The 24,441-nt window shown below is 60.0% G+C and carries 23 protein-coding genes; 12 read left to right on the top strand and 11 right to left on the bottom strand.

Translation table 11 applies throughout. The features are described 5' to 3' along the window. Positions 1–289: 289 nt before the first annotated feature. The 7 genes from IB245_RS05825 (at position 290) to IB245_RS05795 (ending at position 5,679) form a co-directional block, all read left to right on the top strand. Positions 290–844: a hypothetical protein gene (locus IB245_RS05825; RefSeq protein ID WP_192226941.1), complete on the top strand. Its 555-nt coding sequence runs from the start codon at positions 290–292 to the stop codon at positions 842–844. Positions 845–1,001: 157 nt separating this feature from the next. Continuing rightward, positions 1,002–1,634, top strand: coding sequence for a TetR family transcriptional regulator (locus IB245_RS05820; protein WP_008035416.1), 633 nt, complete (start codon positions 1,002–1,004; stop codon positions 1,632–1,634). 371 nt (positions 1,635–2,005) lie between these two features. After that, positions 2,006–2,506: an urease accessory protein UreE gene (gene ureE, locus IB245_RS05815; RefSeq protein WP_008035414.1), complete on the top strand. Its 501-nt coding sequence runs from the start codon at positions 2,006–2,008 to the stop codon at positions 2,504–2,506. After that, on the top strand, positions 2,503–3,177 hold the full coding sequence (locus tag IB245_RS05810) for an urease accessory protein UreF (protein ID WP_192226940.1): 675 nt from the start codon (positions 2,503–2,505) through the stop codon (positions 3,175–3,177). Before ureE ends, IB245_RS05810 begins: the two co-directional genes overlap by 4 nt. Positions 3,178–3,200: 23 nt before the next feature. After that, positions 3,201–3,815 (top strand): urease accessory protein UreG, encoded by a 615-nt coding sequence (ureG, locus tag IB245_RS05805; RefSeq protein ID WP_008035409.1) that lies wholly within the window; start codon positions 3,201–3,203, stop codon positions 3,813–3,815. Positions 3,816–3,849: 34 nt separating this feature from the next. Then, positions 3,850–4,422, top strand: a complete 573-nt coding sequence (locus IB245_RS05800; RefSeq protein WP_192226939.1) for a HupE/UreJ family protein — start codon at positions 3,850–3,852, stop codon at positions 4,420–4,422. 129 nt (positions 4,423–4,551) lie between these two features. Beyond that, the gene (locus tag IB245_RS05795) at positions 4,552–5,679 is read left to right on the top strand and encodes an AGE family epimerase/isomerase (protein ID WP_192226938.1); all 1,128 of its coding nucleotides are present in this window, start codon (positions 4,552–4,554) and stop codon (positions 5,677–5,679) included. A 109-nt stretch (positions 5,680–5,788) separates the two neighbouring features. Here the strand turns inward: IB245_RS05795 and IB245_RS05790 are convergent, their stop codons facing one another. From IB245_RS05790 to IB245_RS05755, 8 genes are all read right to left on the bottom strand, one after another. Further along, positions 5,789–6,553 carry an SDR family oxidoreductase gene (locus IB245_RS05790; protein WP_008035394.1) on the bottom strand — a complete coding sequence of 255 codons (765 nt, stop codon included), beginning with the start codon at positions 6,551–6,553 and terminating at the stop codon, positions 5,789–5,791. Between the two features lie 830 nt (positions 6,554–7,383). After that, a complete protein-coding gene (locus IB245_RS05785) occupies positions 7,384–8,100 on the bottom strand; it encodes an ABC transporter ATP-binding protein (protein ID WP_008035391.1) in 717 nt (238 codons plus the stop codon). Beyond that, entirely contained in the window at positions 8,097–8,972 is an 876-nt protein-coding gene (locus IB245_RS05780) for an ABC transporter ATP-binding protein (protein WP_192226937.1), read from the bottom strand. The genes IB245_RS05785 and IB245_RS05780 overlap by 4 nt, the downstream gene beginning before the upstream one ends. Next, positions 8,969–10,252 (bottom strand): high-affinity branched-chain amino acid ABC transporter permease LivM, encoded by a 1,284-nt coding sequence (livM, locus tag IB245_RS05775; RefSeq protein WP_008035387.1) that lies wholly within the window; start codon positions 10,250–10,252, stop codon positions 8,969–8,971. The genes IB245_RS05780 and livM overlap by 4 nt, the downstream gene beginning before the upstream one ends. Before the next feature lie 3 nt (positions 10,253–10,255). Continuing rightward, on the bottom strand, positions 10,256–11,170 hold the full coding sequence (locus tag IB245_RS05770) for an ABC transporter permease subunit (RefSeq protein ID WP_008035385.1): 915 nt from the start codon (positions 11,168–11,170) through the stop codon (positions 10,256–10,258). 171 nt (positions 11,171–11,341) lie between these two features. Next, positions 11,342–12,475: a branched-chain amino acid ABC transporter substrate-binding protein gene (locus IB245_RS05765; RefSeq protein WP_008035383.1), complete on the bottom strand. Its 1,134-nt coding sequence runs from the start codon at positions 12,473–12,475 to the stop codon at positions 11,342–11,344. A 365-nt stretch (positions 12,476–12,840) separates the two neighbouring features. Beyond that, on the bottom strand, positions 12,841–14,124 hold the full coding sequence (locus IB245_RS05760; RefSeq protein ID WP_008035381.1) for an NAD(P)/FAD-dependent oxidoreductase: 1,284 nt from the start codon (positions 14,122–14,124) through the stop codon (positions 12,841–12,843). A gap of 118 nt (positions 14,125–14,242) precedes the next feature. Continuing rightward, complete coding sequence (locus IB245_RS05755; RefSeq protein ID WP_192226936.1) at positions 14,243–15,733, bottom strand: aldehyde dehydrogenase family protein; 1,491 nt, start codon at positions 15,731–15,733, stop codon at positions 14,243–14,245. A 174-nt stretch (positions 15,734–15,907) separates the two neighbouring features. Here IB245_RS05755 and IB245_RS05750 point away from each other — a divergent pair, with 174 nt between their 5' ends. The 3 genes from IB245_RS05750 to nadE all read left to right on the top strand — a co-directional run bounded on the left by IB245_RS05750 (position 15,908) and on the right by nadE (position 19,088). Beyond that, positions 15,908–16,813, top strand: coding sequence for a LysR family transcriptional regulator (locus IB245_RS05750; RefSeq protein WP_008043152.1), 906 nt, complete (start codon positions 15,908–15,910; stop codon positions 16,811–16,813). Between the two features lie 216 nt (positions 16,814–17,029). After that, a complete protein-coding gene (gene pncB, locus IB245_RS05745; protein ID WP_008043148.1) occupies positions 17,030–18,256 on the top strand; it encodes a nicotinate phosphoribosyltransferase in 1,227 nt (408 codons plus the stop codon). 4 nt (positions 18,257–18,260) lie between these two features. After that, a complete protein-coding gene (nadE, locus tag IB245_RS05740) occupies positions 18,261–19,088 on the top strand; it encodes an ammonia-dependent NAD(+) synthetase (protein WP_192226935.1) in 828 nt (275 codons plus the stop codon). A 168-nt stretch (positions 19,089–19,256) separates the two neighbouring features. Here the strand turns inward: nadE and azu are convergent, their stop codons facing one another. After that, the gene (gene azu / locus IB245_RS05735) at positions 19,257–19,703 is read right to left on the bottom strand and encodes an azurin (RefSeq protein ID WP_008035372.1); all 447 of its coding nucleotides are present in this window, start codon (positions 19,701–19,703) and stop codon (positions 19,257–19,259) included. A 343-nt stretch (positions 19,704–20,046) separates the two neighbouring features. On the opposite strand from azu, the gene IB245_RS05730 reads away from it, so the two are divergent. Further along, complete coding sequence (locus tag IB245_RS05730) at positions 20,047–20,634, top strand: TIGR00730 family Rossman fold protein (RefSeq protein WP_008035363.1); 588 nt, start codon at positions 20,047–20,049, stop codon at positions 20,632–20,634. Between the two features lie 68 nt (positions 20,635–20,702). Next, positions 20,703–20,894, top strand: coding sequence for a hypothetical protein (locus tag IB245_RS05725; RefSeq protein ID WP_008035362.1), 192 nt, complete (start codon positions 20,703–20,705; stop codon positions 20,892–20,894). Between the two features lie 162 nt (positions 20,895–21,056). On the opposite strand, the gene IB245_RS05720 is transcribed toward IB245_RS05725, so the two are convergent. Then, positions 21,057–21,947: a transglutaminase family protein gene (locus IB245_RS05720; protein WP_192226934.1), complete on the bottom strand. Its 891-nt coding sequence runs from the start codon at positions 21,945–21,947 to the stop codon at positions 21,057–21,059. Further along, positions 21,947–24,433 (bottom strand): circularly permuted type 2 ATP-grasp protein, encoded by a 2,487-nt coding sequence (locus IB245_RS05715; protein WP_192226933.1) that lies wholly within the window; start codon positions 24,431–24,433, stop codon positions 21,947–21,949. The genes IB245_RS05720 and IB245_RS05715 overlap by 1 nt, the downstream gene beginning before the upstream one ends. Positions 24,434–24,441 lie beyond the last annotated feature (8 nt).

Genomic DNA, 24,441 nt, shown 5'->3' with positions numbered 1-24,441 from the left:
GGCGCGCAGGTTTAATCGAAATGCGGCTTAACGTTCAAATAATCGGTCGGGGACACCCTGCACTCGAAATCCGGCGTTACCGACCCCGCACTTTTGTGCGACGCACGTGAGTAGAAAATACCCACATCAGTGCGAAAACATCCGCCGGAAAGGCCCGGTCTAGAGCCTTCGCACGGAACAATCAATTCTGTTGATTATTACCATTGCGTTTATGAACTTTTATATCGACTTATCGAGAGTAGCATTGGCCTCGTACCCACTTTGCCGCCCTCCCACGGAGCACATGATCATGAAACGCCAACTACTGTTTAGCCTTACCCTCTCCATGCTGGCCAGCACCGCTTTCGCCCTGCCAGCCGCTGACCAGGCCACCCCACAAGTGAAAGACAGCCACTCGGTGTTCAGTCAAACCGTTGCCGAAGGTGGTAATGATCGCCTGAAAGAAAAAGGCCTGATCACTCAAGATGGTTCGGACCGCACTCCACAAGGTCAAACCCTGGCTGCTGACGGTTCCGACCGCACTCCACAAGGCCAAACCCTGGCTGCCGACGGCTCCGATCGCACCCCACAAGGCCAAACCCTGGCTGCTGACGGTTCCGACCGCACTCCACAAGGCCAAACCCTGGCTGCTGACGGTTCCGACCGCACTCCACAAGGCCAAACCCTGGCTGCTGACGGTTCCGATCGCACTCCACAAGGCCAAACCCTGGCTGCTGACGGTTCCGACCGCACTCCACAAGGCCAAACCCTGGCTGCCGACGGTTCCGACCGTACCCCACAAGGCCAAACCCTGGCTGAAGGTGGTGGTGACCGCGTAATCGAACGCAACAGCGCTGTGAGCTAAGCCCATGGCGGCCTTGAAAAAAAGCCCAATCCACGGATTGGGCTTTTGACTTTATAGAAGCCACGCATTCCCTCGCATCACTCCCGATAGTCGTTCGACGCCGGCAAAGCCGATTTGCTAGAGTGCGCCGCTGTCTTGTCCAGAAAACACCCTTGCGATGCTGCCCCGCGCCGAACAGAAACAACAAACCCGCAATGCCTTGATGGACGCTGCCCGCCATTTGATGGAGTGCGGCCGAGGATTCGGCAGCCTGAGCCTGCGCGAAGTGGCGAAAACCGCCGGCATCGTCCCCACCGGTTTCTACCGGCATTTCGCCGACATGGATGAACTGGGCCTGGTGCTGGTGAGCGAAGTCGGACAAACCTTCCGCGAAACCATCCGCCTGGTGCGTCACAACGAGTTCGTCATGGGCGGCATCATCGATGCCTCGGTGCGGATTTTTCTCGACGTGGTGTCGGCCAATCGTTCGCAATTCCTGTTTCTGGCCCGCGAGCAGTACGGCGGTTCGCTACCGGTGCGCCTGGCCATCGGTCGCTTGCGCGAAGACATCAGCTCGGACCTTGCGGCCGATTTGTCGCTGATGCCAAAGCTGCAGCACCTGGACATCGCCGGTCTGAGTGTCATGGCCGATCTCATCGTCAAAAGTGTGTTTGCGACCCTGCCGGAAATCATTGATCCGCCGGCCGAGGCGTTGCCCGCGCATTTGACACCACAAGCGAAAATCACTCAGCAGCTGCGCTTTATCTTCATCGGCCTCAAGCACTGGCAAGGCCTGGGCAGCACGGAATAACCCTCCTGCACGCCGATCTCCTGTAGGAGCCGGCTTGCTGGCGATTCAGACAACACGGTGCATCTGAACCACCACCTCCTTTGTAGGAGCTGGCTTGCTGGCGATGGCGCCCTTCAGCCAATAAAGATGTCGTCTGGTCGACCGCTATCGCCGGCAAGCCGGCTCCTACAAGGTTGGGTGGTGAATGCGGGATCGCGAACAATCTGGAGCACACCCTGCGCCGTCATTTGGTGCGCCTTCCCCAGCCACGCACCAAATTGCCGCAACAAACTGAAACGCCATCCATGCGCCGACAGGCATTTCCTACACTTGCGCCGATTGGCAAGCCCCTTGCTCTAGCCTGACTATTGTCCATAGCTGGAAGTTTTCCGATGCTGGTGATTCATCGCAGAATCGACCCTCAACCCGTCTGGGCCGCCGAGTTGCACCTGACCTTCGAAGCCCGGAGCAAAAGCCGTTTGCGCTGTTTCAGTGCCGAGGGTGAAGACGTCGGGTTGTTTTTGGAGCGCGGTCAGTCGCCCCTCACTGATGGCGAATGCCTACAGGCTGAAGACGGTCGCATCGTCCGCGTCTGTGCCCGCCCCGAACAACTGCTGCACGTCACCTGCGCCAATGCCTTCGAACTGACCCGCGCGGCCTATCACCTGGGCAATCGCCACGTCGCCCTGCAAGTCGGTGATGGCTGGTTGCGCCTGCTCGACGACTACGTGCTCAAGGCCATGCTCGAACAACTTGAAGCCAAGGTCGAAAACATCGAAGCACCGTTCCAGCCGGAGCACGGCGCCTATGGCGGTGGCCATCACCACTCTCGGCATGGCGACGAAGACTTCAACTACCCGCCGAAACTGCATCAGTTCGGCGTACGCCAATGAACCCGGCCTGGGCGCTGTTGCGCCTGGCCAGTCCGCAATTGCCGATTGGCGGCTACAGCTATTCCCAAGGTCTGGAAATGGCGGTGGATAACGGCCGGGTGAATGATTCAGACAGCGCCCGTCGCTGGATCAGCGATCAATTGCTGCTGAACCTGGCACGCTTCGAGGCGCCCCTGCTGCTCGCCCATTGCGTGGCCGCCGCCGCAGAAAACTGGGCCGAACTGCTGCAACGCTGCGAAGAACACCGCGCCAGCCGGGAAACCCGCGAGTTGCATCAGGAGAGCCGACAAATGGGCTATTCCTTACAGCAACTGCTCAACGGTTTGCCGGAACTCGACGTACCGGCCCGTGCCTTTCTCGAACAACGCCCCGAACCGCACTTGGCCCTCGGCTGGGCGCTGGCCGCACGCGCCTGGCACATCAGCCCGCAAGACGCGCTGGCCGCGTGGCTCTGGAGCTGGCTGGAAAACCAGTTGGCGGTGCTGATGAAAACCCTGCCGCTGGGCCAGCAAGCCGCGCAACGCCTGACCAGTGAACTGCTGCCGCTGCTGCAACAAGCCCAGCAGGACGCCACCCGAATCAACCCCGACCACTATGGCAGCGCCGCTTTCGGCCTGTCCCTGGCGTGCATGGCCCATGAGCGCCAGTACAGCCGTCTGTTCCGTTCCTAGGGCCTGTTATTTTGGAGAATCACATGAACACACAACCTCTGCGCGTCGGCATCGGCGGCCCGGTCGGTTCCGGCAAAACCGCCCTGACGCTGGCCCTGTGCCTGGCGTTGCGCGAGCGCTACAACCTGGCGGTCGTGACCAACGACATCTACACCCGCGAAGACGCCGATTTTCTGGTGCGCAACCAGGCCCTGGCGCCGGAACGGATCATCGGCGTGGAAACCGGCGGCTGCCCGCACACGGCGATCCGCGAAGACGCCTCGATCAACCTCGAAGCCGTGGATCAACTGAACCGACGCTTTCCGGGGCTGGATCTGATTCTGGTGGAGTCCGGAGGCGACAACCTTTCGGCCACGTTCAGCCCGGAATTGTCCGACCTGACGATTTACGTAATCGACGTCTCGGCGGGCGACAAGCTGCCGCGCAAGGGTGGGCCGGGGATCTGCAAATCCGACCTGCTGGTGATCAACAAAGTCGACCTCGCACCGCTGGTAGGCGCGTCGCTTTCGATGATGGACAGCGACACGAAGCGCATGCGCAACGGCAAACCGTTTGTCTTCAGCAACCAGAAAACCGGGCTGGGCCTGGAAGAAATCATCGCCTTCATCGAGCGCCAGGGCCTGCTGACCGCAGCCTGATCACGATCAAACTTATCAACAAGGAAGCTTATCCATGACACTTAAACGCATCCTGGGCGCCATGGCCCTGCTGCTGACTCCGGCCATCGCCTTCGCCCACCCCGGTCACGGCGACAATGGCTTGATCGCCGGCATCAGCCACCCGATTGGCGGCCTCGATCACTTGCTGGCGATGGTTGCCGTCGGGCTGTGGGCGGCACAGCAGAAAGGCGCTGCACGCTGGGCGCTGCCGTGCACGTTCGTTGGCACCATGCTGATCGGCGGCCTGCTCGGTTTTGAAGGGCTGAACCTGCCAGCGCTGGAAAGCGGGATTGCGGCGTCGGTACTGGCGCTGGGGCTGGCGGTGGCGCTGGCGGTACGTCCGCCACTGAGCGTGGCGGTGGGTGCGACGGCGTTGTTTGCGTTGTTCCATGGCGTGGCGCATGGGCTGGAATTGCCGGACATGTCGAGCCCTTGGGCCTATGCCGCAGGGTTTGTGGCGGCAACGGCGGCGTTGCATGCGGCGGGTTATGCGCTGGTTCGCGTGTTGCCGCAAGCAGCGGCACCGCTGGTTCGTCTGGCGGGCGCGGCTTCGGCGGCGACCGGGGTCTGGTTGTTGGCGGGTTGATTCGGTTTTGCCGGTAATAGCCTCTTCCTGTAGGAGCGAGGCTTGCCCGCGAAGAGGCCTGACAGACACCACATCTCTCAGGCCTGATAACATGTCGCGCATTCGACCCTGCCGTGACGACGCCAGCCAATGCCTCATGCTCCCCGCTCCGCTTCCCAGCCTGAATTGACCGCTCTGTTTGCCGCGGTGCAACAGCATTTCCAGGACGTGATCGTGCCCCTCTGGCAAGGCCCCGGCTGGAATGCCGAACTGGCGCTGCCCTACGAAGCACTGGATGCCGAGCATCATCCCTTGCCACCGCAACGCTACCGGGCCATGGCCTGCGCGCGGCAGCTGTATCTGTTTTCCAGCCTGATCGGCCAGGTGCCGGGCGCGAAAGAGCGTGCGGCTGCGTTGTTCCGCTCGTTGCAGCAACATTTCCACGATGCCGAACACGGTGGCTGGTTCTACAGCATCGACCCGCAGGGCGCGCCGCTGGATCAGCGCAAAGATCTCTACACCCACGCCTTCATCCTCTTCGCCTGCGCCCATTACTGGGACAAGGTCCGCGAACCTCTGGTGGAGTCGGTGCTCAACGCGGTGCTGGAAGTGCTTGATCAGCGCTTCAGTTCGGGCGATGGCTTGTACGAAGCCTGCCTTGAGCGTGATTGGTCGTTGCTGAATACCGGACCGCTGCAAAACCCGCTGATGCACCTCGCCGAAGCGTTTCTTGCCACGCTTTCAGTGCGTGAAGACCTCGCCGTGCAGCGTGCGCTCGTCGAGTTATGCACAGCCATGCAACAACGCTTTATCGACCCGCAACACAGTGTGCTGATGGAAAAGCCGCTGGGGTCTGTGGATAACTGGTTTGAACCGGGACACCAGTTCGAATGGTATTTCCTGCTGGAGTCTTCGCCGCTGTTGCGCGGTTCGAAACTGCACGCCTCTGTGGAGCGCGCCTTTGCGTTCACCGAGCAACTGGGCGTCGATCAATCGAGTGGCGCCGTGCGCGCGATGCTCACGCTCGACGGGCATTCGAAAGATGCCACCCAACGCATCTGGGCTCAAGCTGAATACTTGCGTGCGTTGACGCTGCGCCCGGACAGCGGGGCATCGGTATTGCACCAGTTGCAGGCGCTGCAACAGCGTTCTCTGCATGGGCGCGGCTGGTATGAGTGTCGTGACGAGAACGGTGAAGTGAGCCGGCAGGATATGCCGTCGACTACGCCTTATCACTTGGCGACCTGCTATCGCGGGTTGGTCGACTATCTTCGTTGACAAATAGATCGTATTCGCGGGCAAGTCGGACCGCCGCACCGCTCGCTCCTACAGGTTTTGCATAGACCTGTAGGAGCGAGGCTTGCCCGCGAATGGACGTTACGCAGTCTTACCCCTTGTTACGCTCAATCGCAAACCCGGCCCACGTCTGGCTCACCGGCATCAACTCGAGGCTGTTGATGTTGATGTGCGCCGGCGCATTGAGCACCCAGAAAATGGTCTCGGCGATGTCTTGCGGCTGGATCGCCTCGGCACCGGCGTAGGTCGCGTTGTAACGCTCCTGGTCACCGGCAAAGCGCACCAGCGAGAACTCACTCTCACACAGGCCCGGCTCGATGTTGCTGACGCGAACGCCCGTGCCTTGCAGGTCGCAGCGCAGGTTCAGGGAGAACTGTTTGACGAAGGCCTTGCTCGCGCCATACACGTGGCTGCCCGGATACGGGTAGTTGCCGGCAATGGAACCGAGGTTGATGATGCCGGCGCCACGGCCATGGGCGATCAAACGCGGCAACAGCAGGCGAGTGCTGTACATCAGGCCCTTGATGTTGGTGTCGACCATGGTGTCCCAATCATCAAGATCGCACTTCGGCGCCGGATCCACGCCGAGCGCCAGGCCAGCGTTGTTGATCAACCCGCGCAGCTTGGCGAAGGATGGTGGCAGGTTGGCGATCGCCTCCTCCATGGCCTTGCGATCACGCACGTCGAGCACCAGGGCATGGACCTCGGTCTGCTTCGACAACTCGGCGCACAAGGCATTGAGGCGCTCTTCACGACGACCTGTCAGCACCAGTTTCCAGCCAGCCTCGGCAAAACGACGGGCACAGGCTTCGCCAAAACCGGAAGTCGCGCCGGTAATAAACAGGGTGTTGGACATCGTGTTCTCCTTGCTTCGGCCGACGGGCCGCCATTGGATTAGAAAATCAGCTGGCAGCATGCCCGGCCTTGCCGACAGCGGCAACTATCAGAAAATCTGTACGAAAAACAACCAACGCGAGCAACGCCATATACACCGTGGCCTGTAGCTATGTACGCGCACGTTATCCACAGGCCGGTCCACAGTTTCCGGGGGCAAGTGAAAAAGCTGGAAGCCGCTGTGCACAAGGCTTTGCGGGCAGATCAGAAAGTTTTTCGCTTGACCCTGAAGTGCGGGCTGTGTAGCCCAAGGCGTTTTGCACGATTGACCGGGTTTGCCAACGATGGCGCCAAGCCAGTAACTACGGCCCTTAGCCGAGTCTTTCCAGAGTTTAACCACAGACTTATCCACAGGCTGCCATCGTGTGTTTCAGGCCTCTTTCGCAATCAATAAAAAGGTTGACAACGCTGACCTCAAGCCCGGCAAAAACGCCTGATCAAAAAACAACCACATCGCTACAAGCCACGATTTAAAAGGCTCTCAGCCAGCTACTCCCACGTTATTCACAGCCAGTTCCACAGCAAACGGGGACAAGTCAAAACCGTGACAAAACAACTATTTGCAGCGGCTTTATGTCGCGCTTTGAGAGCTTGGCAAATTTGTTTTCCACAATTCACCGACAACTTTGTGGGAGCGGGCTTGCTCGCGAAGGCGGTGGCACATCTGGCATCAACGTGACTGAAACACCGCCTTCGCGAGCAAGCCCGCTCCCACAAGGGATTTGCGGTGTATTGGAGGCGTAAAAAAGCCCCGACGATTGCTCGTCGGGGCTTTGGGTATTTCAACAGGACTCAATGCCCGCCGAGATAAGCGTTACGCACCTCTTCGTTCACCAGCAGCTCCTTGCCGGTGCCACTGAGGCGGATCTCGCCGTTGACCATCACGTATGCCCGATCCGACAACCGCAGGGCGTGGTTGGCGTTCTGCTCGACCAGAAAGATGGTCATGCCGGTCTTGGCCAGTTCCCGCAGGGTGGCAAAGATCTGTTTCACCACAATCGGCGCGAGCCCCAGGCTCGGCTCATCGAGCAACAGCAGTTTCGGCCGGCTCATCAACGCACGGGCGATGGCGAGCATTTGCTGCTCGCCGCCGGACATGGTCATGGCCCGCTGGGTCCGCCGCTCTTCGAGACGCGGAAACAGCTCGAACATGCGTTGCATGTCTTCCTTGGCGTACTTGTCACCAATCGGGATGGTGCCCATCTGCAGGTTTTCCTCGACGGTCATGTCGGGGAACACGCGCCGGCCTTCCGGTGATTGTGCAATGCCGTTGGACGCAATGTAGTGCGACGACTTATGAGTGATGTCCACGCCCTGATAGATGATCTGCCCGTCTGCCGCGCGCGGCTGGCCGAAGATCGACATCAGCAGGGTCGACTTGCCCGCGCCGTTGGAGCCGATGAGGCTGACGGTCTCCCCTTCGTTGATGTGCATCGAGACTTTTTTCAGGGCCTGGATCGGGCCGTAAAACACGTCCAGGTCTTTGAGTTCGAGGATCGGTTTGCTCATAGCACCACCTCCTCTTCATCGGCGCCCAGGTAGGCTGCAATCACTTTCGGATCGTTGCGAATCGCCTCGGGGCCACCCTCGGCGATGACGACGCCGTGGTCCAGCACCACGATGTGGTCGGAAATGCTCATAACCATGCCCATGTCGTGTTCGATCAGCACCACGGTCAGATCGTGCTCGTCGCGCAGCAGCCGGATCATCGCGCTCAGCGCTTCGGTTTCCTGAGGGTTGAGGCCGGCGGCCGGTTCGTCGAGGCAGATGATCTGCGGCCGGGTGCACATGGCCCGCGCAATCTCCAGACGACGCTGCTGGCCGTAGGACAACTCACCGGCCAGACGGTTGGCGCAATCCACCAGGTCCACCACTTCCAGCCAGTAGAAGGCGTGGTCCAGCGCATCGCTTTCAGCCTTGCGATAGCCCTTGGTATTGAGGATGCCCGCGAGCATGCTGCGGTTGACCCACATGTGTTGGGCCACCAGCAGGTTTTCCAGCACCGACATTTCCTTGAACAGGCGAATGTTCTGGAAGGTCCGCGCCAGGCCGGCACGGTTCACCAGGTGAGTGCCGCCGAACATCTTGTAATGGAGCCGGCTGATGAAGTTTTTCGGCGATACAAAATCAGTCGCCTTGAACGGTTCACCGAGCATTTTGATGACATCGGTGCGCTCGCCGCGCACGTTGAGTTCGATCTTGCCGCCCGAGGCCTTGTAGAACCCGGTCAGGCAGTTGAACACGGTGGTCTTGCCGGCGCCGTTGGGGCCGATCAGGGCGAAGATCGAGTTGCGCTTGACCTTCAGGCTGACATCGTTCAACGCCTTGATGCCGCCGAAGTGCATCATCAGCTTCTCGACCGAGAGTACGACTTCGCTCATGGCGCTACTCCTTTACGCGGGGTCACACCGGTACGGCTGATCCGAATCAGGCCGCGCGGTCGCCAGATCATCATCAACACCATCAGGATGCCGAACAGCAGCACGCGGTATTCCGCGAAGCCACGCAGCAGTTCCGGGGCCACCGTCAGCACGAAGGCTGCGATAACCACGCCGATGGTCGAGCCCATGCCGCCGAGTACCACGATGGCGAGGATCAGGGCCGATTCAAAGAAGGTGAACGAGGTCGGGTTGACGAAGCCCTGGTAGGTGGCGAAGAACACGCCAGCGAGGCCGGCCGTCGACGCACCGATGGTGAACGCCGAAAGCTTGACCAGCACATGGTTCAAACCCATGGAACGGCAGGCGATTTCATCTTCACGCAAGGCTTCCCATGCGCGACCAACCGGCATGCGAGTCAAACGGTGCTTGATGTACAGCACGGCCAGCACGACCAGGAACAATACCGCGTAGATGAAGTAGTACTTCACGTCGGGGTTATAGGCGATGCCGAAAAACTCGTGGAACGGAACACCACCGTCCTTCGCCCTTTTGCCGAACTCGAGGCCGAAGAAGGTTGGCAGGGGCGCCGGCATACCGTTCGGGCCACCGGTCAGGGTCAGCCAGTTATTGAGGATCAAGCGGATGATTTCACCGAAGCCCAGGGTCACGATCGCCAGGTAGTCACCGTGCAGGCGCAATACCGGGAAACCGAGGATGCAACCGGCCAGCCCCGCCGTGATCGCCGCCAGTGGCAGCACCGTCCAGAAACCCAGCCCCAGGTATTGATAACCGAGTGCCAACCCATAGGCGCCGATGGCGTAGAACGCCACGTAACCGAGGTCGAGCAGGCCGGCCAGGCCAACCACGATGTTCAGACCAAGCCCGAGCAGCACGTAGATCAACCCGAGGATGACCACGCCCAGCAGGTAGGAGTTGGAGAAAAACGGGAACACCACGGCGATGACGATCATCAGCGGGATGATCCAGCGCAGCCGGGATTTGTAATCGGGTGCCAGTACATGAACCCCCGAACCGGTGGTTTCAAAGCCTTCGAGAATTCTCAGGCCTTTCGGCGTTTGCAGGAACAGGCTCAAGGCAAAGCGGCCGGCCATGACAATGGCGACAATCCACGCCACTCGGGTCGTTTCCAGATTGAAGCCATAGCCGTCGAGGACTATGCCAACAATCGGGCCGAACACGATGAGGGCGACAAGACCGGCAAGAATCGCGTCAACCAGGCTTCTTTTGAGATCAATGGTTTTTTTAGTGGTTGAAGACATCGCTTACACCTTCGACACAAGAGGACGGCCGAGCAGGCCTTGGGGCCGAAAGACCAGAACGAGAACGAGCAGCGAGAAGCTGAAAACGTCTTTGTAGTCCGAGTTGACCAGACCCGAGAACAGCGACTCGGAAATCCCGAGGATGATCCCGCCGAGCATCGCGCCAGGCAGCGAGCCGATCCCGCCGAGTACCGCTGCGGTGAACGCCTTGATGCCGATGACGAAGCCTGCGTAGAAGTCGAACGTGCCGTAGTTCATGGTGATCAGCACGCCGGCCAGGGCCGCCATTGCCGCACCGATGATGAACACGTAGGAAATGACGCGGTCGGTGTTGATCCCAAGGATGGAGGCCATCTTGCGGTCTTGCTGGGTGGCGCGGCACATGCGGCCGAGCTTGGTGTACTTGATGACGTAGGTCAGCAGGGCCATGCCGGCGAATGCGGCAACCAGGATGAAGATCTTGGTGTAGGTGAGCTGGACGAAGCCGCTTCCGACTTCCACTCGCCATGCACCGGTCAGCAGGGTCGGTACGCCTTGTTGACGGGCGCCCTGTGCGATCTGTGCATAGTTTTGCAGGATCAGCGAAATACCGATGGCGCTGATCAGCGGTGCCAGTCGGGTGGAGTTACGCAGGGGTTTGTAGGCGACACGCTCGATGACCCAGCCATATACCGCTGTGACGATGATGGTGAAGACCAGTGTGCCAAGCATCAGCAGAGGGAAGGATTCAATACCGAAGTATGCCAGCAGAGCCAGACTGATTGCCGCGAGGTAAGCGGAAATCATGTAAACCTCGCCGTGGGCGAAGTTGATCATGCCGATGATGCCATAGACCATTGTGTAGCCGATGGCGATCAGGCCATAGACCGACCCGAGGGTCAGGCCGTTGACCAGTTGCTGCAGGAAAATACCATCCATAACGCAATCTCACGCATTTGAGAGACTGCACAGAAGCGAGGTGCGACGGACCGGGGTTCAGCCACCCGCGCAACACGGTTGTGTGCAGCTCTACGAGAAAAGACAGGTACTGCACGGACATGTTCTTCGATTGCCCGGCGCTCAAGGCGCCGGGCAGATCAACAGCTCATATCACTTCTGTTTTTCCAGTTGGTGGTATTTGCCATCCTTGTCCCACTGATAAACCACGTAGTCGGAGACTTTCAGGTCGCCCTTGGCGTCCCAGGTCTTCTCGCCCATCACGGTTTTAACCGGGTTTTTCTTCAGCCACTCAGCCGCTTTTTCGCCGCTGTTGGACTTGGCGCCGTTGAAAGCAGCCGCCAGGGTCTGAACCGAAGCGTAGGCGTACAGGGTGTAGCCTTCTGGCTCGGTGCCGGCTTTGCGGAAGGTGTCTACCACGGTTTTGCTGTCTGGCAGCAGGCGTGGGTCGGCACCGAAGGTCATGTACACGCCATCAACGTTCTGCGGGCCACCGGCGGTGGTCACGAGTTCGTCAGTAACGATGCCGTCATCGGACATGAATTTGACGTCCTTGAGGCCTTGTTCACGCAGTTGGCGAACCAGTGGACCGGCTTCCGGGTGCAGGCCGCCGAAATAGACGACATCGGCACCGGCTGCACGGATCTTGGTTACCACGGCGCTGAAGTCTTTCTCGCCGCGAGTCAGGCCTTCGTACAGAACCGGCGTTACGCCGCGCTTGGCCAGTTGAGCCTTGGTGGCATCGGCCAGACCTTGGCCGTAGGTGTCTTTGTCGTGCAGAACCACGACTTTCTTGCCCTTGAGCACGTCGACGATGTAGTCGCCGGCAACGATGCCCTGCTGGTCGTCACGACCGCACATACGGAACATGGCGCTCAGGCCACGCTCGGTCACCTGTGGGTTGGTGGAACCCGGAGTGATTGCGATGATGCCTGCTTCGTCGTAGATCTCGGAGGCCGGGATGGTCGACGAGGAGCAGAAGTGACCAACCACGCCTGCCACTTTCTGGTTGGTCAGGTCCTTGGCGACCGTCACAGCCTGTTTCGGTTCGCAGGCGTCATCGCCCTTGACCAGTACGATTTTTTCCCCGTTGACGCCGCCCGACGCGTTGATTGCGTCGGCTGCTGCCTGTGCACCCTTCATGTACTGCTCGCCAAATGCTGCGTTGGCGCCTGTCATAGGACCCGCAACACCGATTTTTACGTCAGCCTGTGCAAACGCAGAAACACCCAGCGCAGCTGCCACTGCGAGGGCCAGAAAGCCTTTCTTGTAAAACGTCTGGGACATGAGGTGGTGCTCCAAGGTTTTTTTTTAGTTGGCACTGCGACTTCACTGAATGCTCAGAGCAAGGGCCGTGCCATCGGTTTTTTATTCTGAAAAAAGTCGCTGCTTTATTGTTATTTCGACTGTTTCGAGCCCATTTTCATTGGGCGTGCAACCGTCTAAACCGCGGAAGGTGAAACCATTTATTTTTTAAGGCGCAACCCACGCGCGCCATCATTGCAACCGCGGCGCCAAACGACGTGCAACCAGCCTGTAACAACGTGCGTCACCGAAGTGCACACTGCTGGTGCGGTACTGCTACAACCCGCACCTTTTACAGGCTAGCCGCTGCGCCGAAAAGCGCCGCTTCCAGCAACAAATTTCAACAATCAAATCACGATCCGCAGGCACTGGCCCGCGTGATACAGCGAAAACCCCGCCTCATATAGACAGCTACGCAGCCCCACCCCCGCCAGTGGCTGCATGGGTGCGAAGGGAATCGGCAGCGCCTGAGGATTTCCGTTACACAAATAATCGGCAAAGGCTTTGCCGACGACGGTCCCCGTGGTCACGCCCCGACCGTTGTAACCGGTGACTGCCACTAAACCGGGCGCCGGTTCGAACAGACGCATCAAATGATCGGGAGTAAATGCGATGCAACCGGTCCAGGTGCACTCCCATTCCACCTGTTTGAGGTACGGAAAATAGTGCTGCTGAACCCGGTCGGCCCAAGCCTTGAGGAACCAGGTCGGCTTCTGATTGCCATTACCCAGACTGCCGAGTAACAGGCGACCGTCTTTGTCGCGACGAATACTGCTGAGCACCTGCCGGGTGTCCCACGAACCCTGGCCACCCGGGAGGATTTGCTGCGCGGCGTCGTCAGTCAGCGGCACCGAGGCCACTTGATAGTAATAACCGGGGAAGAAATTGCGCCGCAGTTCCGTCCAGTCACCTTCGGTGTAAGCGTTGGACGCAATCACGACTTGCTCGGCAAGCACCGAACCCTGCGCCGTTTGCACCGACCAGCGCTGGCCCTGACGTTCGAGCCTGGTCACGGGAGAATGATCGAACAGCCGACCACCAAGGCCGATAGCCGCCTTGGCCAGCCCCGTGGTGTAAGCCATCGGGTTGATCGTGCCGGCACGCTTGTCGAGCAACGCAGCGGCGATCTTTTTGGTGCCGGTTGCTTGTTCGCAGGCTTGACCGGTCAGCAGTTCCACCGGAGCGCCGCGACGTTTCCATTGTTCTTCACGACTGCGCAAATCCGCTTCGCCACGGGCGTTGTGCGCCATGTGCAACGTGCCTTCGCGGCGTAACTGGCAATCGATGTTGTATTTGTCGACCAGGCTGAACACCAGGGACGGTGCGGCACCCAGCATGCGATTGAGCTGACTGCCCACCGCTTCGCCGAACCCGGCTTCGATCTCGTCCGGTGGAATCCACATGCCGGCGTTGACCAGCCCGACGTTGCGTCCAGAACCGCCATGACCGGCACGATGAGCTTCCAGCACACACACCGTTTTGCCTTGTTCCAGCAGATGCACCGCCGCCGACAGACCGGTGAACCCGGCACCGATGACGCAGACATCGACCGTTACTTCGCCCTTGAGCGCAGCATTGTCGGGCCTTTGCGGCGTCAGTTTTTCCCACAGACACTCTTCGCGTAACGGCATTGCCAGACTCCAACAGAAACCTAACAAACAACAAAGCAAAAGCTTCGCGGGCAAGCCTCGCTCCTACAGGTGTTGAGTGATCCTGTGTAGGAGCGAGGCTTGCCCGCGAAGGGGCCCATCAGTCGAACGTAATGCCCTGCGCCAACGGCAACTCCAGCGAGTAGTTCACGGTGTTGGTCTGGCGGCGCATGTACCCGCGCCAGGCATCGGAGCCCGACTCACGACCACCGCCGGTTTCTTTCTCGCCACCAAACGCGCCGCCGATTTCCGCGCCGCTCGGGCCGATGTTGACGTTGGCGATGCCGCAGTCGCTGCCCACCGCCGACATGAATTGCTCGGCTTCACGCACGTCAGTGGTGAAGATGCACGAAGACAGGCCTTGTGGCACCGAGTTGTTCAAACGCAGGGCTTCGTCGAAGTCTTTGTAGCCGATCACATAAAGAATCGGCGCGAAGGTTTCGTGGCAAACCACGTCGCTCTGCTCCGGCATTTCAACAATGGCCGGCGAGACGTAGTAAGCATTTGGATACTTGTCTTCCAGCTGACGTTTGCCGCCGAAGACCCGGCCGCCCTCGCTCAGGGCCTGCTCCAGCGCATCCTGCATGTTGTCGAAGCTGTGTTTGTCGATCAGCGGACCGATCAGGTTGCCTTCCAGCGGGTTGCCGATACGCACTTTCGAGTACGCGGCTTTCAGGCGGGTGACGATCTCTTCTTTCACCGATTCGTGAGCGATCAGGCGACGCAACGTGGTGCAGCGCTGACCGGCAGTGCCGACGGCGCTGAACAGGATGGCGCGAACGGCCATGTCCAGGTCTGCGCTTGGGCCGAGGATCATGGCGTTGTTGCCACCCAGTTCAAGAATGCTGCGGGCGAAACGTGCGGCGATTTTCGGTGCCACTTCGCGGCCCATGCGGGTGCTGCCGGTGGCGCTGATCAGCGCGACACGCGGGTCATCGACCAGTGCTTCGCCAGCATCACGACCGCCAATGATTACCTGGCTCAGGTGCGCAGGTGCATCGCTGAAGTTTTTCAGTACGCGGTCGAACAGCGCCTGGCAGGCCAGTGCGGTCAACGGGGTTTTCTCCGACGGTTTCCAGATCACCGGGTTGCCGCAGACCAGCGCCAGCGTGGTGTTCCAGGCCCAGACCGCGACCGGGAAGTTGAACGCACTGATCACGCCCACGACGCCCAGCGGGTGCCAGGTTTCGCGCATGTGGTGGCCTGGACGCTCGGAGGCGATGGTCAAGCCGTACAGTTGACGGGACAGACCGACGGCGAAGTCGCAGATGTCGATCATCTCCTGAACTTCACCCAAGCCTTCCTGAGTAATCTTGCCCGCTTCCCAGGACACCAGCTCGCCGAGGTCGGCCTTGTATTCGCGCAGGATGTCGCCCAGTTGACGCACCAGCTCGCCACGGCGCGGGGCCGGGACCTTGCGCCACAATTCGAACGCATGATCTGCGCGACTGATGTGCTGCTCGACTTCAGCGGCGCCTTCCCAGTTCACAGAGGCGATCTTGCTGCCATCGATCGGCGAATGCACCGGCACTTTGCCGTTCTGGTACAGGGCCGGGTTCACACCAAGACGATCAAGCAATGCGGCAACCATGGGTCACTCCTCGAGCTAAAACAGAAAACGTGCAGCCGGAATATCACGGCTGATCAGACCTGTAGTTTTAGCTCGCCGGAGGTTACCCAACAAACGACCTTTAAGAGAGATATCATTCCGTTTATTCATGCTGCGAATTGCTGGTCAGCAAGAAACAAGAAAAAAGGACAACCCATGCTGAATAAACGCTACCTGCCGTCGATCACCGCGCTGCAGTGTTTCGAGGCCGTGACCCGGCATTTGAGCTTCACGCGGGCCGCCGAAGAGCTGAACCTGACCCAGAGCGCCGTCAGCAAACAGGTCGCGCAACTCGAAGAATTGTTGCAGCACCTGTTGTTTCGTCGAGTACGCCGACGCCTGCAAATGACCCCGGCCGGTGATTTGTATCTGGTTGAGGTACGAAAAATCCTCACGCAAGTCGAGATGTCGACCCATTACCTGCGTTCCTACGGCGGTGAGACCGAAGTCCTGCGCGTCTCGACCCCGCCGACGTTCGGCGCCCGCTGGCTGGTCCCCCGTTTGAAGGGCTGGCGACTGCGCCATCCGTCGATTCATCTGGACCTGTGCAGCGAGCAGGAAGCCGATGACCTGCTGCAAGGTCGCAGCGATCTGGCGTTCTATTTCGGCCAGGGCTCACGGCCCCGCACCGAATGCCTGAAGTTGTTCGGCGAAGAGCTTGTTCCGGTGTGTGCACCGAGCAGCCTGCCGGCCACGCCGTTCACCGATCCGACGCAACTTACCGACCTGGTCCTGCTGCAAAACGCCTCCCGGCCGCAGGCCTGGCACGACTGGTTCGACAGCCAGGGTTACCACACCGAACACAGCTACCACGGCCCGCGCTTCGAAACCTTTTATATGTGCATCCGTGCCGCACAGGTCGGCTGCGGCGTAGCGTTGTTGCCGCGGTTTCTGGTGGAAGAGGAATTGGCCGACGGCAAACTGGTCATTCCCTGGCAGCATGCAATGCCCAGTTCCGACGCCTATTACCTGGCATACCCGGAGCATTCGGCGGAAGTGCCGAAGGTGCGGGATTTTGTGAAGTGGATGCTGGAACAGATCGACAGCCCTGTAATGCCTTGAGGACGCCTTCGCCGGCAAGCCGTACTCCTACAGGTTTCGGGCCAGACAAAGGTCCTGTAGGAGCCGGGCTTGCCGGCGAAGAGGCCATCAGCAGCGGCACAACCCTCACAAAAAAACACTGGCAATACCCCGCGCTGATATGCGCCACTAGCCCCCATCATTGAAACAGCTGCAACGTCGCCGCCACGGGCTGCGGCCAGCCTGGAGAACCCCGTTATGAGCGAGAGTGTGTTTGCCGATCGCATCGTGCAGAACCTGCTCGACACCGACTTCTACAAACTGACGATGATGCAGGCGGTGCTGCACAACTACCCGAACGTGGAAGTCGAATGGGAGTTTCGTTGCCGTAACAGTGAGGATTTGCGCCCGTACCTGGCGGAAATCCGCTTTCAGATCGAGCGCCTGGCCGAGCTGAGCCTGAGCGCCGACCAGTTGAGCTTCATGGAGCGCATCAGCTTCATGAAGCCGGATTTCCTGCGTTTTCTCGGGTTGTTCCGCTTCAATCTGCGCTACGTCCACACCGGCATCGAAAACGGCGAACTGTTCATCCGCCTGCGCGGACCGTGGCTGCATGTGATCCTGTTCGAAGTGCCGCTGCTGTCCATCGTCAGCGAAGTGCGCAACCGCTATCGCTACCGGGAAATCGTGCTGGTGCAGGCGCGTGAGCAGCTCTATCGCAAGTTCGACTGGCTGACCGCGAATGCCGGCAGCGACGAATTGTCCGAATTGCAGGTAGCCGATTTCGGTACTCGCCGTCGCTTCTCTTACCGTGTGCAGGAAGAAGTGGTGAACGTGCTCAAGCACGATTTCCCCGGGCGCTTCGTCGGCACCAGCAACGTGCACCTTTCGCGAGAGCTGGACATGAAACCGCTGGGCACCATGGCCCACGAGTGGATCATGGCCCACCAGCAACTGGGCCCGCGGCTGATCGACAGCCAGGCCGCCGCCCTCGATTGCTGGGTCCGCGAGTACCGCGGCCTGCTGGGGATTGCCTTGACGGACTGCATCACCATGGATGCCTTCCTCAACGACTTCGACCTGTTCTTCGCCAAGCTTTTTGACGGTCTGCGACATGACTCCGGAGATCCGGTGATCTGGGCGGAAAAGGCGATCGCCCACTATCAAAAGCTGGGTATCGATCCGATGAGCAAGACGCTGACGTTCTCCGACAGCCTGACGCTGCCCAAGGCGCTGGAAATATTTCGCGCATTGCGCGGTCGGATCAATGTCAGCTTCGGCATCGGCACCAACCTGACGTGCGATATTCCGGGTGTCGAACCGATGAGCATCGTGCTTAAAATGGCGGCCTGCAACGGCCAGCCGGTGGCAAAGATCTCCGACGAGCCTGGCAAGACTCACTGTAAAGACCCGAATTTCGTTGCCTATTTGCGACACGTTTTCAAAGTTCCTGCCGCCCTTTCCAGCACACCAAGCAAGGAGTGAATTCATGCAAGCCGTACAGCGTGAGATTGCTGAGCAGCTCAAGGTTCAACCGCCATTCGCCGACGAGGCCGCCCTCGAGGCTGAAATCGCGCGGCGCATCAGTTTCATCCAGGATTGCCTGGTCAATTCCGGGCTCAAGACCCTGGTGCTCGGGATCAGCGGCGGCGTCGATTCCCTGACCGCCGGCCTGCTGGCGCAGCGCGCCATGTGTGAACTGCGCACCCGCACCGGTGATGACAACTACAAGTTCATCGCCGTGCGCCTGCCGTACGAAACCCAGTTCGATGAACACGACGCCCAGGCATCGGTGGACTTCATCAAGCCAGATGAGCGTCACACCGTGAACATCGGCCCGGCGGTCAAATCCCTGGCCAATGAAGTGGCCGCGTTCGAAGGCAAGCACGCGGTCTCGGTGGATTTCGTCCTCGGCAACACCAAGGCGCGGATGCGCATGGTCGCCCAGTACACCATCGCCGGCGCGGCCCATGGCCTGGTGATCGGCACCGATCATGCGGCGGAAGCGGTGATGGGTTTCTTCACCAAATTCGGTGACGGCGCCTGCGACCTGGCCCCGTTGAGCGGCCTGGTAAAAAATCAGGTCCGGGCGATTGCCCGCAGTTTCGGCGCGCCGGAATCGCTGGTGGAAAAAGTCCCGACGGCGGACCTTGAAGACCTGTCGCCGGGTAAACCGGACGAAGCGTCCCATGGCGTGACGTATGCCGAGATCGACGCGTTCCTGCACGGTGAGCCGGTGCGTGAGGAAGCGTTCAAGATCATTTGCGATACGTACAGGAAGACCCATCACAAGCGGGTGATGCCTTTCGCCCCTTGATTTAGGTGGCGCCTGATCCGACGCCTTCGCGGGCAAGCCTCGCTCCTACAGGGTTTCGACACCGCCCCTGTAGGAGCGAGGCTTGCCCGCGAAGAACGATTACACGGTCAAACGCCGGGCACAAAAAAAGCGTCCCAAGTGGACGCTTTTTTTATGTGCACAATTCGCTTACTTCAGCGTAACCGTGCCTTTCATCATCGAAATGTGGCCCGGGAACGAGCAGAAGAAGCCGTATTTCTCGGCAGCATCAAGCTTGGACACATCGAAGGTCACCGAGTCGGTTTCCTTGGAGCCGATGATTTTGGTGTGGGCGATAATGCGCGCATCACCTTCTTTCAAGTAGTTCTTGTCGATGCCGGCAGACAGGCCATCGGTAGCGATCGGCTGCATGTCCGCTTCTTTGCTCAGCACCCAGTTGTGGCCCATGACGTTTTTCGGCAGGTTGCCGGAGTGGGTCAGTTCAACGGTGAAGGTCTTGCAGCTTTTGTCGATTTCGATGGCCTTGGTGTTGAAGGCCATTTGGTCGGTGGAATCGATGGTCGTCTTGCACTCGGCAGCCATCAATTGACTGCTGGCCAGTGTCAGCAGGGATACCGCAACAAGTTTGGCAAACATGGTGAATCTCCAAGGCAGGGTTAACAAAAGTGCGAATGGACAGAAGACTGCCTGAAAACTTCGCAAGTTCCTATGACCTGAATCAAAAATTGTATACAACTTTCGGGCTATGACACCTATCGAAACAATCTACCAGCCAGACGTCTAGGGCGGCCCTATCATCAGGTCGTCATCACTTATACGGAGCGTCTGTCATGTCCATCAATAGCCTGTTGTGCAGTTTGCTCGCCGCTTACGCCTGTGGCGCCAGTGGCACCTGTGAAACGTCCCGGCGTGAAGTTTAGACCTTGGAGCATAGCGCCTCTGCCTTTACTCTGTGGCCATCCTGACCATGGAGTAAGGCATGTCTTTAGCGTCCGTTTGTGTATTTTGCGGTGCCAGCACCGGCACCAACCCGGCTTATCGTGAAGCGGCTGTCGCCCTCGGGCGAGCATTGGCCGAGCGCAAGCTGACCCTGGTCTATGGCGGCGGTGCCGTCGGGCTGATGGGGATCGTCGCCGACGCCGCACTGGCGGCCGGCGGTGAAGTGATCGGGATCATCCCGCAAAGCCTCAAAGACAAGGAAATCGGTCACAGCGGCCTCACGCGCCTGGAAGTGGTCGACGGCATGCATGCGCGCAAGGCGCGGATGGCCGAACTCAGCGACGCTTTTATCGCGCTGCCCGGTGGCCTGGGCACTCTGGAAGAACTGTTCGAAGTCTGGACCTGGGGCCAGCTCGGCTACCACGGCAAACCACTGGGACTGCTGGAAGTGAACGGTTTCTACAGCAAGTTGACCGGTTTTCTTGATCATATCGTCGGCGAAGGCTTCGTTCGCGAAGCACACCGTGACATGCTGCAAGTGAGCGAATCGCCGCACACCCTGCTCGATGCACTGGACGCCTGGCAGCCTTCGGTACTGCCAAAATGGGCCGAGCAAAAACCCAGCTAACGGCTAGGCACCGATACAGGGCAGAATATGCGCCGCTCAACCTCACCTTCGACCCCAGAGGATCGCCCATGGCTAAACCTAATTATTCCTTCGCCAAACGTCAGAGAGACTTGGCCAAGGAGCAGAAGAAAGAGGAAAAGCTTCAGCGCAAGAAAGCTTCAGCTGAAGAAGACGCCGCCGCACTGAACCCGGAAGCAGACGGTGAAGTGACCGCAGAAAGTGATGTTGAAGCACCGAAAGATCAGGCGCCCGACGCCTGAGACCCTCAGGGCCCGATGATCTGATCAGGCCCACCGGATCTGTGTCCCGTGTAGGAGCGAGCTTGCTCGCGAAGATATCGAAGACAGCGCGTTTTTCCAGACAGGACGCGTCATCGTTGACGTCCATCGCGAGCAGGCTCGCTCCTACAGGGTGGATCTTTGTTACTCCAGTGGCATCACGGTGACCCGGACTTCCGGATCGTGATTTCCGCCCCCCAGAATCACCCCGCGCAACGGCGATACATCAGAAAAATCCCGGCCCCAGGCCAGGGTGATGTGTTCGAGCGCCGGTTGCACATTGTTGGTCGGATCGAAATCCACCCAACCCAACACCGGGCAAAACACTGAAACCCAGGCGTGTGATGCATCGGCACCGATCAGCCGTGGCTGGCCCGGTGGCGGCTGAGTCAGCAGGTAGCCGCTGATGTAACGCGCCGCCAACCCACGGGAACGCAAGCAAGCGAGCATCAGGTGAGCGAAGTCCTGGCACACCCCGCGACGGCGCTCCAGCACTTCCACCAGAGGCGTTGCCACTTGAGTGGCCTCGGCGTCGAAGGTGAATTCGCTGAAGATTTTTTCCATCAACGCCTGGACGCCGAGCAACAGCGGCCGCCCCGCCGGAAAACAACTTTCCGAGAACTCGACGAAGTTGCGCTTCAAATGCACATAGGGCGATTCGAACCGGTAACGACACGCTTCGAGCACGTCGGACGAAAGCGGCTGGCTGCTGTAGGTCAGTGCGTTGCGGGTTTCTTCCCAGGCCGGCGATAGATTGAAATCCAGCGTTGGCCGGGCCAGCACTTCGACGGTAAGACTGGCGTTGACCAGTAACTCATCGTGAGGTCGTTCAAACGCCAGCCGGGTCAGCGGGTTGCCGAATACATCCAGTTCGTCGCGGCGCGCCGTCGGGTCGGGGCTGATCTGCAATTGTTGCGCAGTGCAACGCTGCCAGGCGCACGAGCGCGGCCACAGATGCGCCAACTGCTGGGCGAGGGACACCGGGCTGTCGTAGTGATAATGGGTGTCATGGAAAATCTGGTAATGAGCGCTCATCAGACGGACACCGTGCGTTGGCTGACATCATCGACGTGGGCGAAATGGCGCAATGCCAAACGATCCGACACCTGCCCGCTCGCATCGGCGATCTCTTGCAGCAGGTCGGCCAGGCCATTGATGGCGGCGCGTACGCTGGCTTCACCGAACAGCGAATTCTCCAGACACCCCAGATCAAAGCGCGCCAGACGCTCCACCAGAAACGGCAAGCCGGCTTCGCGCGGCACAGCAAAATCATCGTTCAAACGTTTGAGGGTGCGGGTCACCAGCTTCAACTGGAACAGCACCGCGTGCGGGTTTTGTTCGTCGAGCAGCAACAGGTCCAGCACCGGAATCAATTGCGCCACCGCCAGATACCGCGAGCGGTAGGTGATGCTGCTGTTACCCAGTTCCAGCAGCCACTCCAGCCCGGCCTGATCAAAGGCGCCGCTACCGCGCAGAAACGCCGCGAGGCTGCCGCTGAGAAATTGCAGGCGCTCGATCCGTCGACCGATCATCAGGAAGCGCCAGCCTTCGTCCCGGGTCATGTCGTCCAGCGCAAAACCCGACAGCGCCGCCAGCGACATCACCAGACGGTTGAGGAAATCCAGCAACTCGCCGAAATCCGGTTCTTCGGTTTCCAGTTCGACGGCCTCACGCTGCAACTCCACCAGCGCCTGCCAGTTCTCTCGCGAGAGCTTGCCGCGCACTTGCGACGCCGCCCACTGCAAGCGCTGCAGGTTGGAACGCAGGCTGAACGGCCAGTCGTCACCGAGCAGCGCCGCCAACAACCGTTCAGGCAGCTCGCCTTCTTCGGGCAGCAACATCAACCGCTCACCCAGATCGACCGCGGCCTCCAGCGCTTGCGGGTCATCGCCATCGACGTAGCGCGCCAGCATGATCCGCAGCAACCGCGCACTGTCATCGCAGCGCTCGCAGTAACGGCCGAACCAGAACAGGTTTTCCACCACTCGCGACGGCAAATACGGATCGCGTCGCACCAGATCGTGCACGCCAATGTTGCGCTGGGCTTTCCATTGTTCGCCGCTGGGTGGCCGGTCCCCCAGCACCCAGGTGTCCTTGCTCGCACCGCCGCGCTGCATCGACACCACTTCAGCGTCGGCCTCGGCGGCCACCCGGGTCAAACCGCCAGGCAGAACCCTATACCCGTCGCGACTCGCCACCGCGTACACGCGCATGCCGATGGCTCGGGGTTGCAACTGGCCACCCTCGGCCTGCCAGATCGGCGCCTGGGACAATTGCGCAAGTTCTTGCGCCACATAGGCATAAGGTCGTGCCTGCATGCGCTCGGAAAGCGCCAGACGCTGTTTTTCACTCAAATCGCGGCCAAACACCGGCGCGAAGCTCTGTGAGGGGAACGCAGGTTTGATCAGCAATTCCGGCAGTTTTTCCAGCGCCTGGGCCAGCACCGGCGCTTCGCCGCACCACCACGTGGCGATAGAGGGCAGGATCAACTCTTCGCCGAACAGGAATTGATTGATCTTCGGCAGGAAGCCCAGCAACCCCGGCGATTCCAGCACGCCGCTGCCGAGCGCGTTGGCCACCAGCACCCGTCCTTGTCGCACGGCTTCGAGCAGGCCCGGCACACCGAGCGCCGAGTCGGTGCGCAGCTCCAGCGGATCACAGAAGTCGTCGTCGAGCCGACGCATGATCGCGTGGACCCTGCGCAGGCCGCTCAAGGTTTTCAGGTAAACCGTGGCATCGCGCACCGTGAGGTCGCCGCCCTCCACCAACGGATAACCGAGTTGCCGCGCCAGATACAGGTGTTCGAAATAGCTTTCGTTGAAACGCCCCGGCGTCAGCAGCACCACCAACGGCACTTCATCGTCGCTTGGCGCCTGACGGGCCAGGGTTTCCTGAAGCGTGCGGAAGAACCCGGCCAGATGCTGCACCTTCAAATCGCGGTACAACTCAGGAAAGGCCCGGGACACGATCGTGCGGTTTTCCAGGGCGTAACCGGCGCCGGACGGTGCCTGGGTCCGATCCGCCGTCACCCACCAGCGACCGTCGGGCGTGCGCGCCAGATCCACGGCATACAGATGCAGAAAGGCCCCATCGGGCGGCGTGATGCCCTGACAGGGCCAGAGGAAGTTGTTGTGACCGAATACCAGCTCAGCCGGCAACAAGCCTTCAGCGATCAACCGTTGCGGGCCGTACAAGTCCGCCAGCACAGCATTCAACAGTCGAGCCCGCTGGGCGATCCCGGCCGACAAGTGCTCCCATTCGTCCGCAGCGATCACGTGCGGCAGCAAGTCCAGCTCCCACGGCCGGTCCGCGCCCTTGGGATCGGCATAGACGTTGTAGGTCACGCCGTTTTCCTGGATCTGCCGGGTCAGCAGTGCCTGACGCTGCACCAGCTGCGCGGGCGTGCTGCGTTGCAACTGGTCGAACAACCGACGCCAGTGCGGACGTACGGCGCCACTGTCGTCGAGCAGTTCGTGATAAGTGCCCGCCGTCAGCGGGTAGCGGTCAAGCAGGTCAGGCATGGAAAGCT

Origin of the sequence: Pseudomonas sp. PDM02 (assembly GCF_014852285.1) — a bacterium.
Lineage (GTDB): Bacteria > Pseudomonadota > Gammaproteobacteria > Pseudomonadales > Pseudomonadaceae > Aquipseudomonas > Aquipseudomonas migulae.
Note: the sequence above shows the minus strand (reverse complement) of the source record. Positions and strands in the feature narration are given on the sequence as shown.